The sequence below is a fragment of the Photobacterium piscicola genome (assembly GCF_900166965.1).
Classification (GTDB): Bacteria; Pseudomonadota; Gammaproteobacteria; order Enterobacterales; family Vibrionaceae; genus Photobacterium; species Photobacterium piscicola.
The window spans coordinates 21313-36775 of the sequence record NZ_FUZI01000015.1; the positions used below are offsets into that span (position 1 = coordinate 21313).

The following is a 15463-nucleotide window of genomic DNA, read 5'->3' on the forward strand; positions in this document are numbered from 1 at the left end:
TAAAGTCATGTTTAATCAGCGAGTGCCATTGCGAGTAAACTGATTGGGTGGATCGTGGTTAAATTTGCATTTTCTTCAATTTGCCATTTGCAGGTTTCACAATCAGTTATCGCATAATCAGCGTTAGCACTGCGTATTTTTTGGAATAAATCTTCACCAATTCTCATTGAAGTATCGTAGTTTTCAGTTTTAAAACCATAAGTACCCGCTAGGCCACAGCATTGACTGTCTAAAACTTCAAGCTCTAGCCCTGGAATCATTTTAAGTAGTTCAATGGTATATAAACTACCGCCAGTACGTTCAAGGTGACAAGGTGTGTGATAAACCACTTTTTTATTAACGGGTTTTAGTTTAGGAGTCTTGCCGTTCATAAATGCTTTGAGTAAAAAACGGGTGACATATTCAATTCGATCGGCAACTTTTGCATTATCAATTTTTAATACATGCGGATATTCTTCACGTAAAGTAAAGGCACAGGTTGAAGAGGTTGAAACAATGGTTGAATTATATTTTTCAATAACCGCTTCAAAACTTTGCGTGTTAAGTAATGCATTTTTCTTTGCTTTATCAAAGAAGCCATTGGCAATTAATGGTACGCCGCAGCATTTTTCTTTATCCAATAACTGTACCCCAATATTCATTGCATTCATGACTTTTACAAAATCTTGGCCTAACAGTGGATTATTATAATTGACATAACAACCGTGAAAGTAATGTACTTGTTGTGGATAGTGGGTTTGATTCGAACAGTGCTTTTTATACCATTGGCGGAATGTGCCATGAGAATATTTAGGTAATGTTTTATGATCATGAACGCCGATGGTTTTATGCATGATCTTTTTAACGGGTTTCATGCCTGTAATCGCATTAACAATAGGCGCAAAAGGGGTTGCCACAGAACCCATTAAATCAGTATGACTTAACACGAAATCTCGAATTGTTTTAATATTGAGGTCATGTTTAGCGTGTTTACTACGTGCAACGGCAATCATGTCACCGATCTTTACTCCTGAAGGGCAAGCGGTTTCACAGCGTTTACAGTTAGTGCAAAGCTTAAGCATATCATCATAAAACTCAGCACTTTTAATCCGTAATCGTTCACCATCTGGACCACATTGTTTAGGGCCGGGGTAATTAGGGTTTGCTTTAGCAACAGGGCAATAAACGGTACATACGGTGCATTTAATGCATTGGTCAAAACTGGTATCTTGCTTGAGCATTAGATATTGCCCTCTGCTAATGATGGAAAAATTGCTGTGGATGTGTGTTTGTCGTGTAACGCGATCATTGATTGTGCAGCATGAAACCCTGTGCTGATAGCAACACCACTGCCACTACCTTCAAAAACAGGGTTGTAATGGGCTAAAATAGCACCAGCACAATAAAGGTTAGTAATCACATTGCCATTAAGGCTTGGTTGTAATTGTTGATTCGTTTCAACACCCATTCCTAGAAATTGATGTGGTTGATCACTGAAAAATTGTGGTTGATACCAGTGCTGGTGGTTCGTTGATGCTAATGTCGCAGTGTCTAATCCAAAAATAGCTTCTTCAATATGATGACGTTCAGCGTGTAAACCTCGACTAAAGAAGCTACCACTGGCTAATAAATAATGATTAGCAATTAACGGCATATCACCATGATGACGCGTAAAAATACGTTGGAGTTGGTTATTTTCAAATTCGCCATGAGTGACTTCATCACCCGCCAGAATAAGTCCACCTAATGATTTATAATAACCTTTCATTGCATCTTCCAAACGTATACCCAGTAATGATGGCGGCATCGTTGGAATTTCACATAATGTGTAACCTGTTAATTGTTCCAGTTTGCTAATAACTTTAAGACCAGTCCCATTACCAAACACGGCAGGAAGAACGACTAAATCAGCTTCACCAATAGTATTCTTCATGGCTAAGGCAAAACGTTGTAGTTTATTGTCATCAGCTAAAACACGAGAAATATCAATTGAACGATATTCACACGGATTACGTTGCATTAATTCCGCTTCAGGCAATGCAATAGCGGCAGTGGTAATGTCCACGTTAGCAAAGTGGGGCAGTAGACGTAAATTATCGGCTGCTAATTGGGGTTGAAAATCACGGAAACCATCAATTGTAACTAATGCTAATTTACGTAATGATTTAGCGGGTTCAAACATCGGAAAAGGGTGTACCGTTGCTTGTGATAACCACGTTGCTTTAAATGTCCCCATTGGTGTAATGCGTAAATGGTTACAATCATCTGCTTGATGGTGCAGTTTAATACCAATATTTGCCATTGTTTGTTGATACCAATCAATTGCTTGACGAGTAACATCAAGTCCTAACTTACTGTAAGGATGCAGTGGTGATTGATGAGATAAAGTATCAAATTCATCAAAAGGGTAATGTGTTGTTGTGCCGTTAGGTAAACGGCTTAAGACATCAATTGAGCCTGAAGAAAAATGCAGTGCACTTTGACCAGCTGCAATAACGGCTGTTTTGAGTCCAGCTTGAGCACAACGAATAGCGCAGGTTAAGCCAGCAACACCACCACCAATAATTATATTATCAAATTTCATTATTTTTCCTCACAGCTTGGATTGATAGTGTTGGTAGATGTAGATGTAGATGTAGATGCTGGTGGAATATCACTCACACCAAATAAACCCTCATAGATCCAATAAGAGAATTCACCTTCGCGCAGCGCATCACCCCAAAAAACAGGTTTAATACCTTTCCAGCGTTCTTCAAGAAAATCACTGAGAATATGACTAGCGTGGTTGCCATCAGTATTACCATATTCAGCAAATAAACCTGCGGCACGGTAAGAACATAATTCACCTTGACAAGGCCCCATTCCAACACGGGTACGGCGGCGTAAATCGACTAAATTATGCACATCCAGTTGCTTGATGGCATACTCAACTTCACCACAGGTCACCATTTCACATTCACAAATAATGGCTTGGCTTTTTTTGCTGTCAGTTAAAAATTGCTCAGCACGTTCACCATGACGATAGTAAGCTGATTGATAAACAGGTTTAGCTAAACTAGCGGTATGCTTAATGGCTTTGGGTTGTTCAGAACCGGGTAATGGTTGTTGATGAGTGGTGCAAGGGGTGGTGTTACCCAGCTTTTTAGCGATAAGATCGGTTGTCCATTCAGCCATCATGCGGTAAGTCATTAACTTACCGCCCGTGATAGTAATAAAACCGTCCATGCTATCGCGTTCAGCATGATCTAATAGCACGATCCCGCGGCTGATATTACGCCCACTAGTATCGCCATCTACAGCAACTAATGGACGTACGCCAGCATAAGCTCGTAATACCCGAGTATTAGCCATGATAGGTGCTAGTTTGGCACCTTCTTTTAAGAGAATATCAATTTCTCTGCTAGTGACATGCAAATCATCAATATCTTTATAATCAATACGTTCAGATGTTGTACCAATTAATGAGATGGTATCACCAGGAACTAAAATATCGGCATCAGAAGGTTTACGGCAACGGTTGATCACTAAGTTGTTAATTCGATAATCTAAGATCAATAATGATCCTTTGGCTGGGAACATAGTGATATTAAGATCGCCATACTCACAGATTTGTTGTCCCCAGATCCCGGCGGCATTGATAACTTGTTGAGCTCTAATTTCAAAGTGGGTATTGGTTTTTAAATTTAAACATTTAACCCCTTTAACGACGCCATTGTGTTGAATAAGCGCGGTGACAAAAGTGTGATTAAAAAGTTGTGCACCGTGTTCGATCGCATCAAGCGCGTTGGAAGAAGCAAGGCGAAAAGGGTCAATTGTACCGTCGGGGACCTTTACTGCACCTATAAGCTGTGGATTACAATTAGGCTCTAATCGTAATGCCTGCTGTGGTGTTAATTGTTCAACGTCAATATCAGCACTTTGACAGGAACTGATAAATTGTTGTTGAAATTGCAGATCGTCATCGGGAAGGGAAATAAATAATCCCTGCGTATCTTCCACACAATGGCGGGCAATATTTTTAAGAATACGGTTTTCAATGATGCACTCTTTGGCTGATTCTGGATCAGTAACCGCATAGCGAGCACCAGAATGAAGTAAGCCATGATTACGGCCGGTTGTACCAGAGGCTAAATCGTCTTTTTCAATCAAGATACATTTGATACCGCGCAGGGCGCAGTCACGCATAATTCCTGTTCCTGTTGCGCCACCACCGATGATCACAACCTCTGTTTCTAACCAAGTCGTCATGTTCGTTTCGCTTATCGTTATTGAATATATTATTAGCGTTGATAACGCCCACTATTTTAATAGGGTTAATATGCCACTAAATTACATAACGTTTGGTGAGCCATCGCACACAAATGAGCGAACGAACATTTTATACGTTCCTTTTTGTTCGTTGAAGTGTCGTTTAGATAATATAAAGTCTTGGTTGGCATAAGTTGCGAATCAATTCGTGGAGGTTAATTGTTAATAGAAAGCTCTCATTCGCATCTTGCTGTGACTTGAGTATAATTGTGCTCCTTTTATTTTTAATTGATGCTTATTATGATCGGCTATCTCGCATTTTTAATTCCAGCACTGCTTGGTGCGCAATGTATTCTTACGTTAGTACTCACTAAAGGGGAGATTTGCCCTGGCCAACGAGGTCGAGTGCATAAAATGCTGCCAGTACTGCTTATTGGTTGGTTATTGGCTGCCATTAGCCAAGTATGGGCAGTACTGCCTTTATTGAGTTTGTTATTCTTTACTGTCAAAGTGAAAACCAGTAAAACGCGAGATTCAGGACCGTTAAAGGTACTTTATGGATCTAATTTACTAGGTTTTATTAGTTGGATTTTTCTATTTCCTATAATGGATATGCCGGAAGTATTGCTAAGTTTAGTGGCGATGGCTTTATATGGTAGTTTACTTGCTCATGTTTTATTGACGTTCTCACGTACACGTTTACAGGCTTTTCACCGTATATTGCCATTTGTTGGTTTTATCAGTGCGATAGTGTCGGTATTACTCTTAGTTTGGAAAATTATCTTCATGGGTGAGGCAGCAACAGCCCCTTATACTGTTGAAATTGTTGTTGCATTATTGTGTTTGGTTGCCGCATTATTGGTGTGGGCGGGGCATATTTTATTGCATAAGACAGTAAATAAATGGCAGTTATTAGTGGCGGCTGCGCTACTTACATTTTCTGCGGTAATGCAATTAACGTTATTTTAATACTAAATATTTATCAGTGTTATGAGCCTTTATCTTGGTTGAGATAAGGGCTTTTTTTTATCTGTTATTGATGGAAAGGAGAAACAGTAATAAGTCGTCTATGCTTAATAAAACAAAGGTTGGCTGTGATCATTAAGCAGTAAGGGGGAATAATGGAAATCAATAATTTACTTGGTATGGATACCCATATTGTGATTGGTATCGTTAATGAGCGTTTACGATTAGAGTGTCATTCAATGGCAGAATTAGCATCTCGTTATGAATTAAGTGAGACCGAGCTTTCTGAAAAACTGGCTCAACAAGGTTATCACTACGATCCGTTGAATAATCAGTTTAAGTAAATAGCGATGGCATTATACAAGGTGTTAAACCGTTTTAATGCCTTGTAAATGTTGCTGACATTGTTGTTTCGCCGTTGCAAAAAAAGCCTCTAAATAATGATGTTTTTGTTCTGAAGCTCGTACCCCTGCAAATAAACGCCGCCATAATCCCTTACCTAATGGTTTACTAACAATTAATCCTTGATGCACAAAATTATCAACCGCCCAATTCGGTAACGCTGCGACTCCCATTCCTGCTGATACCATCTGAATTAACATTAAACTATTATCTGCTTGTTTCCATGCTAATGGATCAATGCCTGCGGGTTGTAGAAAGTGTTTTACTATATCTAGTCGGTTACGCTGGATGGGATAACTGAGTAGGGTTTGATCTGCAAGATCAGCCGCCACAATATGTGATTTAAAAGCTAATGCTGATTGTGGCGCAACGATTAAACACATTTCAAAATCAAACAATGGCTCATAATGAATTTCATGACGAGGTTGAATATCGGATGTGATGACTAAATCTAATTCACCTTTTGCAAGGGCAGGGATTGGCTCAAAACTAAACCCTGATGAAAAATCAATATCCACATCTGGCCACAAGACTTGGTACTGTTTTAATGCTGGCATTAGCCATTGAAAACAAGAATGGCACTCAATTGCTATCTGTAATCGACCGGCTGTTTGGTGTCTACAGCTAACTAATTCTTGTTCTGCTGCTTGTATTGTAGGTAAAACGTTATCCGCTAAAGCCAATAGTACTTTTCCTTCTGCTGTAAAGCATACTGGGCGTGTTTTGCGTAAAAAAAGCGGATTACCTAAACGTTGTTCCAGATCTTTTAATTGATGAGAGAGCGCTGATTGCGTTAGGCATAAATTATTGGCTGTTGCGGTGAGAGAGCCCGTTGTTCTTAATACTGTTAATGTTTTTAGATGTTTAAGTTCAATCATGTTCCATCCTTGGATCTTTGTGACATAAATTGATTGTTTTTTAATCTACGCTGTTAATTTGAGATTGTAAACATCTAGACGTCTAAATGTCCACTTTAATGGTTGATTAGATGAATTACCAGTATTCAAATGTGAAATAAATTCATGATCATTATGAGATAAATTACCTTGTTGTCAGTGTTGTTGTCCGTCACTGTGTTAATCAATCGATGTCATCTTAGCCATTGTTTTTATATGGTTTTATGGTTGGTAAAATATTGAATTATAGGGATGTAACAATGACAATAGCATTAAATGAAACGACCACAGCAGCAAAAACAGTTACTCATATACTTGGTTATCCACGGGTTGGAAGTCAACGTGAATTAAAGTTTGCTCAAGAGTGTTATTGGCGTGGTGAGAGTGATCAAGTACAACTGAAACAGGTTGGAAAAGACTTACGTCATCGTCATTGGAATGATCAAATTAAAGCCGGACTTGATTATGTTGCGGTTGGGGATTTTGCTTGGTATGACCATGTATTAGGAACCAGCATGTTGCTTGGACATATTCCAACACGTCATCAACAAGGTTTTCCTGATTTAGATACGTTGTTCAGTGTTGCACGTGGCAAAGCACCAACAGGATGCTCCTGTGCTGCCGCTGATATGACGAAATGGTTTAACACTAACTATCATTATATCGTGCCTGAATTTACAGCGGAAGATAGCTTTAATGTCAGTTGGCAACAGTTGTTTGAAGAAGTCGCTGAGGCAAAAAAAGCGGGTCATAATGTCAAACCCGTATTATTAGGCCCTGTGTCTTATTTATGGTTAGGAAAAGAAAAACAACAAGGGTTCGATCGCTTAACATTACTGCCACGATTGTTGACGGCCTATCAGCAAATATTGACTAAATTAGCGGCATTAGGTGTCGAGTGGGTACAGATTGACGAACCAGCACTCACCCTTGAATTGCCGCATGAATGGGCGGCGAGTTTTAAACTAGCTTATCAAGTGTTACATGGTGGGCCTAAGTTATTATTGACCACGTATTTTGATGATATTAGTCACCAATTAGCTGTAATTTCGCAGCTCAGTGTTGATGGTTTACATATTGATTTATCAGCAGCACCTGCACAATTAACGGCTGTTTCTGAGGCCATCCCTGATCATTGGGTATTATCTGCTGGAGTGATCAATGGGCGTAATGTGTGGCGAGCTGATCTCGTTGAATGGCTAACGTGTTTACAACCAATTAAACAACAATTGGGAGCGAATTTATGGCTGGCAAGCTCTTGCTCGTTATTACATAGCCCGCTAGATGTCGATAGTGAAACAGATCTCGATGCCGATGTTCGTCAATGGCTCGCTTTTGCGAAACAAAAATGTGGTGAAATTACGTTATTAGCCCAAGCGCTTGATGGTGATCAGAATGCGATTGCTGAATGTGCAGCTTATAGCGCTAGTATAAAAGATCGTCTGAGCTGTGAGCGAGTGAATAATCTGCAAGTACAACAACGGACAGCGGCAATTACGCCTCAATGGGCTGAGCGTGATCTTCCTTATTCTGAACGGGCGATTCAACAGCAACACGCGTTACAGTTGCCATTATTACCGACTACGACCATTGGTTCATTTCCGCAAACAACGACGATTCGTAGTCAACGTAGTGATTTTAAAGCAGGGCGTCTCACTGAGTCTGATTATAATCAAGCGCTACAAGTACATATTCAAGAGGCAATTACTCGCCAGCATCGTTTGGGGCTTGATGTTCTCGTTCATGGTGAAGCCGAACGCAATGATATGGTGGAGTATTTTGCAGAGCAACTAGAGGGCTTTGTAGTGACGCAATATGGATGGGTGCAAAGCTATGGCTCGCGTTGTGTAAAACCTGCAATTATTGTGTCGGATATTTATCGCGCCCAGCCAATGACCGTTGAATGGATCCGTTATGCCCAATCATTAACGACTCAACTGGTGAAAGGTATGCTAACTGGTCCTGTAACGATATTAGGTTGGACGTTTGCGCGTGAAGATTTATCACGAGAAGCGATAGCAAATCAAATTGCTTTAGCGTTACGGGATGAAGTTACTGATTTGCAGGCCGCTGGAATTAAAATTATTCAAATTGATGAGCCAGCAATAAGAGAAGGGTTACCGCTAAAACAAAGTCAATGGCAAGAGTATCTCGATTGGGCAGTCAAGGCGTTTAAGATCTCAGCCGCAGGGGCTGCACCACAAACACAAATTCATACTCATATGTGTTATAGCGAGTTTAACCAGATTATTGCGTCTGTTGCAGCATTAGATGCTGATGTGATAACGATTGAAACATCACGATCAGATATGGACCTACTCAAGGCGTTTGAAGTGTTTGCTTACCCTAATGAAATCGGTCCTGGCGTGTATGATATTCATTCACCTAATATTCCAGACGTCGATACGATAACGGCATTAATTGATAAAGCCGCGACATTCATTCCGATTGAGCGTTTATGGATCAATCCTGATTGTGGTTTAAAAACGCGGAATTGGACGGAAACTGAAGCGGCCTTAACCAATATGGTGACTGCGGCACATATTCTGCGTGAAAAATATCACAAGGTTAATGCTGCATAATCTGTGAATAATAAAAAAGCCGTTTACACAGCTTTCTTTGTTATCGAAAGTGTGTAAACGGCTTTTATTTTTATTGAGAGGCGATTATTTTGCTGTTGCTGCAGCCATGTCACGAGCAAATGTTAATGTATGCTTTGCGTTAGTCATCGTCATTGTGTCGCCTGAAATGCTAACTTTATTCCAATCAGAAAGTGATTGTGTGAATGTTTGTTCAACCTTCATTTCACTATCTGGGCATAACATCATTGTCATTCCCATTTTTTCAATGCGGAACTGACCATCTTTTACTTCAGCTTGACCAAAGTAACGGTTACAACCAGCATGACCATTAGCTGCAAGATCTGCTGCTAGTGTTAGAGTTGGTGCTTGAGCGGCTTCTGGTTGAGCAAGATCCTGATTATCAATCTGCACTAAAGACCAGTTGCCATTAGCAAGATCATTGCTAGTTACTGGTTGTGGTGTTTTGGTAATACCCGTTGTAGAACATGCAGCTAACATCATTGGGAGTACCAGTGCAGATAATAGACGCTTTTTCATTATAGTTATTCCTGAACAGTAATGTGTATGAGTGAGCAAAAGTACAGATATAAAAAAATCTGCTTAACCAAATAATGGACACTTATTTTTAACGCATGTTCGTTAACGTTCATGCTAATTGTGGGAATATTGAATAAAAATTTAGATTAGTTCAATACTTGCTCGTCGTGATTATACCTATTTTTTGACTTAATAACGCCGATTTATTTGTTACTAAAGGTATATTTGTGACTTGTTTAAAAAACAGATAAGTAAATAAAATATTTTTACGAGTTATTAGAAAAAGAAAAGGGCCAGTAAGTACGAGCCCTTCTATTTAATGATGTACTGCTAATGATTATGCAGTTTTTGATTCAATTGCTTTTTCAACCATGTGCAAATGTACATCTTGCTGTGGGAATGGAATTGAAATGCTTTCACGATCAAAGCGCATTTTCACTTCTCGTGTGATATCCCAATATACATCCCAGTAATCATCTGTTTTAACCCAAGGGCGCACAATAAAATCAACCGATGATGAATTTAATGTATGTAACTTAATGTTTGGTTCTGGGCTACGTAAAACAGAAGGATGAGATTCAACAATTTCTTGTAAAACACGTTCTGTTTTTTCAATATCATCGCTGTATCCAATCCCAAAAACCATATCAATACGACGTACTTTTTCATGAGTAACGTTCTTGATAATATCACCCCAAATTTTACTGTTTGGTACGATAATAATTTCGTTACTGAATGTTTTAATGGTGGTATTGACTAAGCTCATGTGGCTTACTTTACCTGTGATACTACCTGCTTCTACTAAATCACCGACATCAAATGGGCGGTAAATTAATAGCATCATACCTGAGGCAAAGTTAGACAATGTATCTTGTAGGGCAAAACCAATAATAATACCTGCCACACCAAAACCAGTTAGAATTGGTGCAAGGTTTAAACCTACTTGTGAAAGCGCAATCAAAATACCGATAGCAAATACAATTTTGCCCGACATTGAAATAAAGAACTCTTGCATAAGCATCGACATTTTTAAGTTCTTTGTCGATACCGCTCGTGTCACCATTTTACGGACAATATTTTTTAATGTTTTAAATGCGAAGATGATAAAAATAAAGATAAATACTTTAAAGATCATCTGTGGCAAGTTTTCAAATAACCATGAGCTAAAATCAGACGTCCATGCAGTAACGATTGACCACATAACTTTACTATTTAGTAAGTCATCGGTCACATTACCTGTTTGTTCAAACAATAATCGCTTATATTCAGCAGTATCAATACCCATATTGTCAGCAAGTTTAACTAAATCTGTTAAGTTTTTAGTATCACTATCAACTTGGCGTTGTGACAAAATTTGAGTAACTTGTAATGTCTTTAGTTCATCACCCGTTGCTGTCTTTATTTGGTTATCGTTTAATTCTAACGCTTGACTACCAAAAGTTAGTGAGGCCGACATAAAGTCTAGGCGATGTTCAATATTTTTCTTAAGTGCTTTAATCGAGTTAGGTTGTGGTTTACCTAAACGATCCATCCACTGATAGTTTTCCCACTCTTCATTAAGCACCAGAATGATAAAATCACGGCTTTCAGTGAGGGCTTTTAATGCAACTAATTTATCCGTATCTTTTGCTTTATCGAGATCTTTTTGATCGCGTTCAACTTTAGTTTGTAAAAATTTTTCAGCTTCGGCTGCAAACTTTATTTGTTGTTCTACTTGTTTTAGTAGTCGTTTTTTATCCGCTTGTTTATCGTCAATTAAATCAGTTAATGTTTGTCTTAATTCTTTGTTTTTATTAAGTAATTGTAAGCGAACCACATCAAGTGATGAACCTGTGGTTGATGTTGCTTCTTTTGCTAATATGCTTAATTCAGCATTAAGTTTTTGAAGCTGTTGATATTCCACATTTTCTTGTTGTGGAGTTTCAGGCTGTGGTTTTGTATTCGCAAAACTTAGCGTTGAAACAAAGAGAAGCATTAGTACCAGTAAGCGCATGTTGCGATAAACTCCTGCTGGTGATATTAAAAATATGGCGTTATCAATAACTGATAACAGGCTATTTATTGTCGTTAAACAAATATGAGCAGATTATAGCTAAATCGGCGCTTACGGCTATAGATATTCAATGTTATATCAAAAAAATGAGACTAAAATAGATGACCTCTAAATGACGATATAGATTTCGAGCTTGTTTATGGAAGATCTTGCTGACTTAAAAAATGGCATTGAGTGAAAGTCCACGTCCAATCTGGCATCCAAGATTCTTGTGTGAGGGCAATAATAATATTGTGTTGTGTATCAGCGGACATGACTTGTCGCAATAGCGGGTAGCTAGATCTATCGACCATAAGAATATTACAGTCACTATTAAGGATCTGTTTGAGCAATTGGTTAGGATCTGCTTCTTTTATTAATTGATATGTTTTAATGTTTAAATGACTAAACTGTTCAATAAATAAATTTTGCACTGGCGAATTATTGATCAATAACGCGACTGATTTTATTGGGATATTGGTTGATGTTAGTACGTTTATCCACGATGTTACTTGTTTTATGGGTAGCTTATAGCACATTCTTACACCTTATAATATACATCACTCTTGAGTGATTGGTCGGTATAGATAAGATTAGCTTATAATTTTTAAGGCACTGTCATTATAGGGTTAATTTCACATTGAAGTGATAACAATTGTAAGCCTGTGCTATTACATCATTATGCTTGAGTTGCACGTTCATTAAGATTATCACGTACAATCTGGCTGTTTTGTTGTGCGTAAAAGCGCACTTGGAACTGGGTATCTTCAGTTAAAAATTCCACTTTATGCCAATATTGTGGTGGACTAATCGCCATATCTCCGGCATTGACAACAATTTCTTGCTCAATATCGCCACGCTGATCTTTAAAACCATAAAATTTCAATTGGCCTTGTAAAACACAGATTTTGCCATAGACACCAGCACGGGTATTATGAAGGTGCAGAAACATTTTGGGGATATTTTCAGGGGTAAAAATAGGTGTAGATTTATAATTAACATAATCACTTGGAATTGTAGTCATGGGAATCTCCTTTGATTAACAGTAGTGATGCTATAAAACATAACTATAAAATACATCTTTAATATTAAGGTTGCAATGGCTTTATTATTGTTGTGATGATCACTTTTATACAATGCGTTTAGTTTTAAATAAAAAAAGCCCCTTCGTAAAAAGAAGAGGCAAGTTGTACCATCGCTATTATTATCCGTTACATAGTGCTTTAACCAAAATCACCATTTACATAACCACGAGTACGGTCGTCTGCTGGGTTATTAAAGAGATTTTGTGTTTCATCATGTTCAACTAATTCACCCATTAAGAAAAATGCGGTACGATCTGATATACGACGTGCTTGCTGCATTGAGTGGGTAACAATCACAATTGTGAATTCTTTCTTTAGGGTTTCCATTAAATCTTCAATTTTTTTGGTTGCGATAGGATCAAGCGCTGATGTCGGTTCGTCCATTAATATTACTTCAGGCTTCATCGCAATAGTACGCGCAATACATAATCGCTGTTGCTGACCGCCAGAGAGGCCAAATGCATGTGACTTTAAGCGATCTTTTACTTCATCCCATAAGGCAGCACCACGCAATGATTGTTCAACGATGGTGTCTAAAGTTTTTTTATCTTTGATGCCTTGTGCGCGTAAACCATAAGCAACATTTTCATAAATACTCATCGGAAATGGATTGGGTTTTTGAAATACCATGCCGACTTTAATACGTAACTGAGCAACGTCGATATTGCCATAGACATTTTCATTATCAATAGTCACTAAGCCTTTAATCGACACACCTTCAATTAAGTCGTTCATACGGTTGAGACAACGTAATAAGGTTGATTTTCCACAGCCAGAAGGCCCAATAAGTGCGGTAACTTGGCGATTAGGAATAGGTAAATTGATTTTTTTCAGTGCTTGGTTTTGACCATAGAAAAGATCAAGATTTTCAATATTAAATTTGTTCATGTTCATATCCTCAGAATTTAGTAAGTCGCAGTGTTAAAACGGCTAGCGATAAGCTTGGTAATCAGGTTGATAACAAGAACAACAATAATGAGTACGGTAGCGGTACCATAAGCTTGGTTCCATTCATGTACGGTGTAGAGCTCTTGCGTTAGCTTGTACAGGTGAACAGTAAGCGTACGTCCTGAGTCAAACACACTTTCAGGGATACGCGCTACCATGCCTGCTGTCATAAATACCGGTGCTGATTCACCAATAACACGACCGACGCTGAGGATAATAGCGGTTACAATTCCTGGCATTGCACTAGGAAGAATAAGTCGCCAAATAGTATAAATTTTAGAGGCACCCAAACCGTATGAGCCTTCACGGTAAGTTTGTGGTACAGCCATTAATGCTTCTTCAGTGGTACGAATAATCACTGGGAGAATTAAGATACTTAATGTTAATGCTCCTGATAAAATGGAATAACCAAATCCAAGAATAACCACAAAAAAGGTCATACCAAAAAGGCCATAAATAATAGAGGGAATACCGGCTAAAGATTCAGTACAAAAACGAATGACTTTAACTAAACGGCTCCCCACTTTGGCATATTCAGTAAGATAAATGGCTGTCATGATTCCTAATGGAGCCGCTACCGAAATAGAGGCAATGACCATATATAGTGTTGAAATGATCATCGGCCAAATACCGGATTCTTTACCTATAGTGGTGTAGTTAGAGCTAATGAAAGACCAATCAACATGAGCGAGGCCATTGCTAAGAATGTACCACATTACCCATAATAAAAAGCCAACAGTAATGCTTGCCGATAACCAGATGATGGCGAGCGACAGACGATCTTTTAGTTTTTGGGCTGCAGGATTAGCATTTTCTAATCGGCAGTGTTGAGATGATAATGAGTGATTATTAGTCATTAGAAATTACCTTGCTCGCTCACGGTTAAGATAAAGGAGGGCACCGTTTAGCGTCATAATAAATACCAGTAATACAATACCTGTTGCGTATAATGCGCTAGCGTGAATTCCTGTTGCGTAAGACATCTCAATGGCAATATTTGCTGTTAACGTTCGTGCAGATTCAAGTAACCCCTCAGGCATAGCAGGGGAATTACCCATTACCATAATAATGGCCATGGTTTCACCAAGTGCACGCGCTACGCCTAAAATAACACCTGTCATAATGCCAGAACGCGCAGCTGGGACGATCAGTTTAAAAATAGTAAACATTGATGAAGCCCCTAGTGCTAAAGAGCCTTCTTTATAAGCACGAGGTACTGCACGAATTGAGGTTTCAGAAATCGTAATCACAGTTGGAAGGATCATCACTGCAAGTACAATAATTCCCGCTAAGATGGTGTTACCCGCTGGCACGTTAAATATTTCTTGAATCAGCGGTACAATAATAACCAGTCCAAAAAAGCCATACACAACAGAGGGGATACCCGCTAAAAGCTCAATCATTGGGCGAATAAAGTTAGCGAGTGATCTTGGGGCGACTTCAGCAATAAAAATTGCGGTTAATACGCCAATAGGCACGCCAATCATCACTGCTCCAGCCGTTGAGACTAATGAAGCAACAATCATCGGTGCGATACCATAGAGAGCTGGAGGTAACCAATCCGTACCAAAGATAATGCCAGTAACGCCTGAATAGGCAAAAGCCGCATAGCCTTCACGGAAAATAAAATAGCCAATGGTTACGAGGGATAAAATACCGATAGCTGCGCTGAGCATAAATAGGTATTTAAAGAACAATTCTCGCCAGTCAATACGTTTCTTCGACTTTAGCAACGGTGTATCCTTGATCGATTTTTCAATATTTGCGATGGTCATAATCTACACTCCA

General features: G+C 38.8%; 14 protein-coding genes. 3 read left to right on the forward strand and 11 right to left on the reverse strand.

Annotated features, from left to right (window positions below; genetic code table 11):
* Positions 1 to 11: 11 nt before the first annotated feature.
* Genes glpC through glpA form a run of 3 tightly spaced genes read right to left on the reverse strand, consistent with a single transcriptional unit; the run spans position 12 to position 4227 of the window.
* On the reverse strand, positions 12 to 1220 hold the full coding sequence (gene glpC / locus CZ809_RS19360; RefSeq protein ID WP_080159161.1) for an anaerobic glycerol-3-phosphate dehydrogenase subunit GlpC: 1209 nt from the start codon (positions 1218 to 1220) through the stop codon (positions 12 to 14).
* Positions 1220 to 2563, reverse strand: a complete 1344-nt coding sequence (gene glpB, locus CZ809_RS19365; RefSeq protein WP_080159162.1) for a glycerol-3-phosphate dehydrogenase subunit GlpB — start codon at positions 2561 to 2563, stop codon at positions 1220 to 1222. Before glpB ends, glpC begins: the two co-directional genes overlap by 1 nt.
* Entirely contained in the window at positions 2563 to 4227 is a 1665-nt protein-coding gene (glpA, locus tag CZ809_RS19370; protein ID WP_080159163.1) for an anaerobic glycerol-3-phosphate dehydrogenase subunit A, read from the reverse strand. Before glpA ends, glpB begins: the two co-directional genes overlap by 1 nt.
* A gap of 300 nt (positions 4228 to 4527) precedes the next feature.
* Here glpA and CZ809_RS19375 point away from each other — a divergent pair, with 300 nt between their 5' ends.
* Both CZ809_RS19375 and CZ809_RS19380 read left to right on the forward strand, forming a co-directional pair.
* Complete coding sequence (locus tag CZ809_RS19375) at positions 4528 to 5196, forward strand: HI_1241 family integral membrane domain (protein ID WP_080159164.1); 669 nt, start codon at positions 4528 to 4530, stop codon at positions 5194 to 5196.
* Between the two features lie 152 nt (positions 5197 to 5348).
* A complete protein-coding gene (locus tag CZ809_RS19380; RefSeq protein WP_080159165.1) occupies positions 5349 to 5537 on the forward strand; it encodes a DUF4250 domain-containing protein in 189 nt (62 codons plus the stop codon).
* A gap of 24 nt (positions 5538 to 5561) precedes the next feature.
* Here CZ809_RS19380 and metR read toward each other — a convergent pair whose 3' ends face one another.
* Positions 5562 to 6473: an HTH-type transcriptional regulator MetR gene (metR, locus tag CZ809_RS19385; RefSeq protein WP_080159166.1), complete on the reverse strand. Its 912-nt coding sequence runs from the start codon at positions 6471 to 6473 to the stop codon at positions 5562 to 5564.
* 278 nt (positions 6474 to 6751) lie between these two features.
* Here metR and metE point away from each other — a divergent pair, with 278 nt between their 5' ends.
* On the forward strand, positions 6752 to 9073 hold the full coding sequence (gene metE / locus CZ809_RS19390) for a 5-methyltetrahydropteroyltriglutamate--homocysteine S-methyltransferase (RefSeq protein WP_080159167.1): 2322 nt from the start codon (positions 6752 to 6754) through the stop codon (positions 9071 to 9073).
* A gap of 84 nt (positions 9074 to 9157) precedes the next feature.
* Here metE and CZ809_RS19395 read toward each other — a convergent pair whose 3' ends face one another.
* The 7 genes from CZ809_RS19395 to pstC all read right to left on the reverse strand — a co-directional run bounded on the left by CZ809_RS19395 (position 9158) and on the right by pstC (position 15450).
* A complete protein-coding gene (locus tag CZ809_RS19395) occupies positions 9158 to 9610 on the reverse strand; it encodes an META domain-containing protein (protein WP_080159168.1) in 453 nt (150 codons plus the stop codon).
* Positions 9611 to 9947: 337 nt separating this feature from the next.
* On the reverse strand, positions 9948 to 11603 hold the full coding sequence (locus tag CZ809_RS19400) for a mechanosensitive ion channel domain-containing protein (protein WP_080159169.1): 1656 nt from the start codon (positions 11601 to 11603) through the stop codon (positions 9948 to 9950).
* Between the two features lie 197 nt (positions 11604 to 11800).
* Positions 11801 to 12181 carry a hypothetical protein gene (locus CZ809_RS19405; protein WP_080159170.1) on the reverse strand — a complete coding sequence of 127 codons (381 nt, stop codon included), beginning with the start codon at positions 12179 to 12181 and terminating at the stop codon, positions 11801 to 11803.
* Positions 12182 to 12321: 140 nt separating this feature from the next.
* A complete protein-coding gene (locus tag CZ809_RS19410) occupies positions 12322 to 12666 on the reverse strand; it encodes a TehB family protein (RefSeq protein WP_080159171.1) in 345 nt (114 codons plus the stop codon).
* Between the two features lie 199 nt (positions 12667 to 12865).
* Positions 12866 to 13615: a phosphate ABC transporter ATP-binding protein PstB gene (gene pstB / locus CZ809_RS19415; protein WP_080159172.1), complete on the reverse strand. Its 750-nt coding sequence runs from the start codon at positions 13613 to 13615 to the stop codon at positions 12866 to 12868.
* A gap of 17 nt (positions 13616 to 13632) precedes the next feature.
* On the reverse strand, positions 13633 to 14532 hold the full coding sequence (gene pstA, locus CZ809_RS19420; protein WP_080159173.1) for a phosphate ABC transporter permease PstA: 900 nt from the start codon (positions 14530 to 14532) through the stop codon (positions 13633 to 13635).
* A 6-nt stretch (positions 14533 to 14538) separates the two neighbouring features.
* Positions 14539 to 15450, reverse strand: a complete 912-nt coding sequence (gene pstC / locus CZ809_RS19425; RefSeq protein ID WP_080159174.1) for a phosphate ABC transporter permease subunit PstC — start codon at positions 15448 to 15450, stop codon at positions 14539 to 14541.
* Between the last annotated feature and the right edge of the window lie 13 nt (positions 15451 to 15463).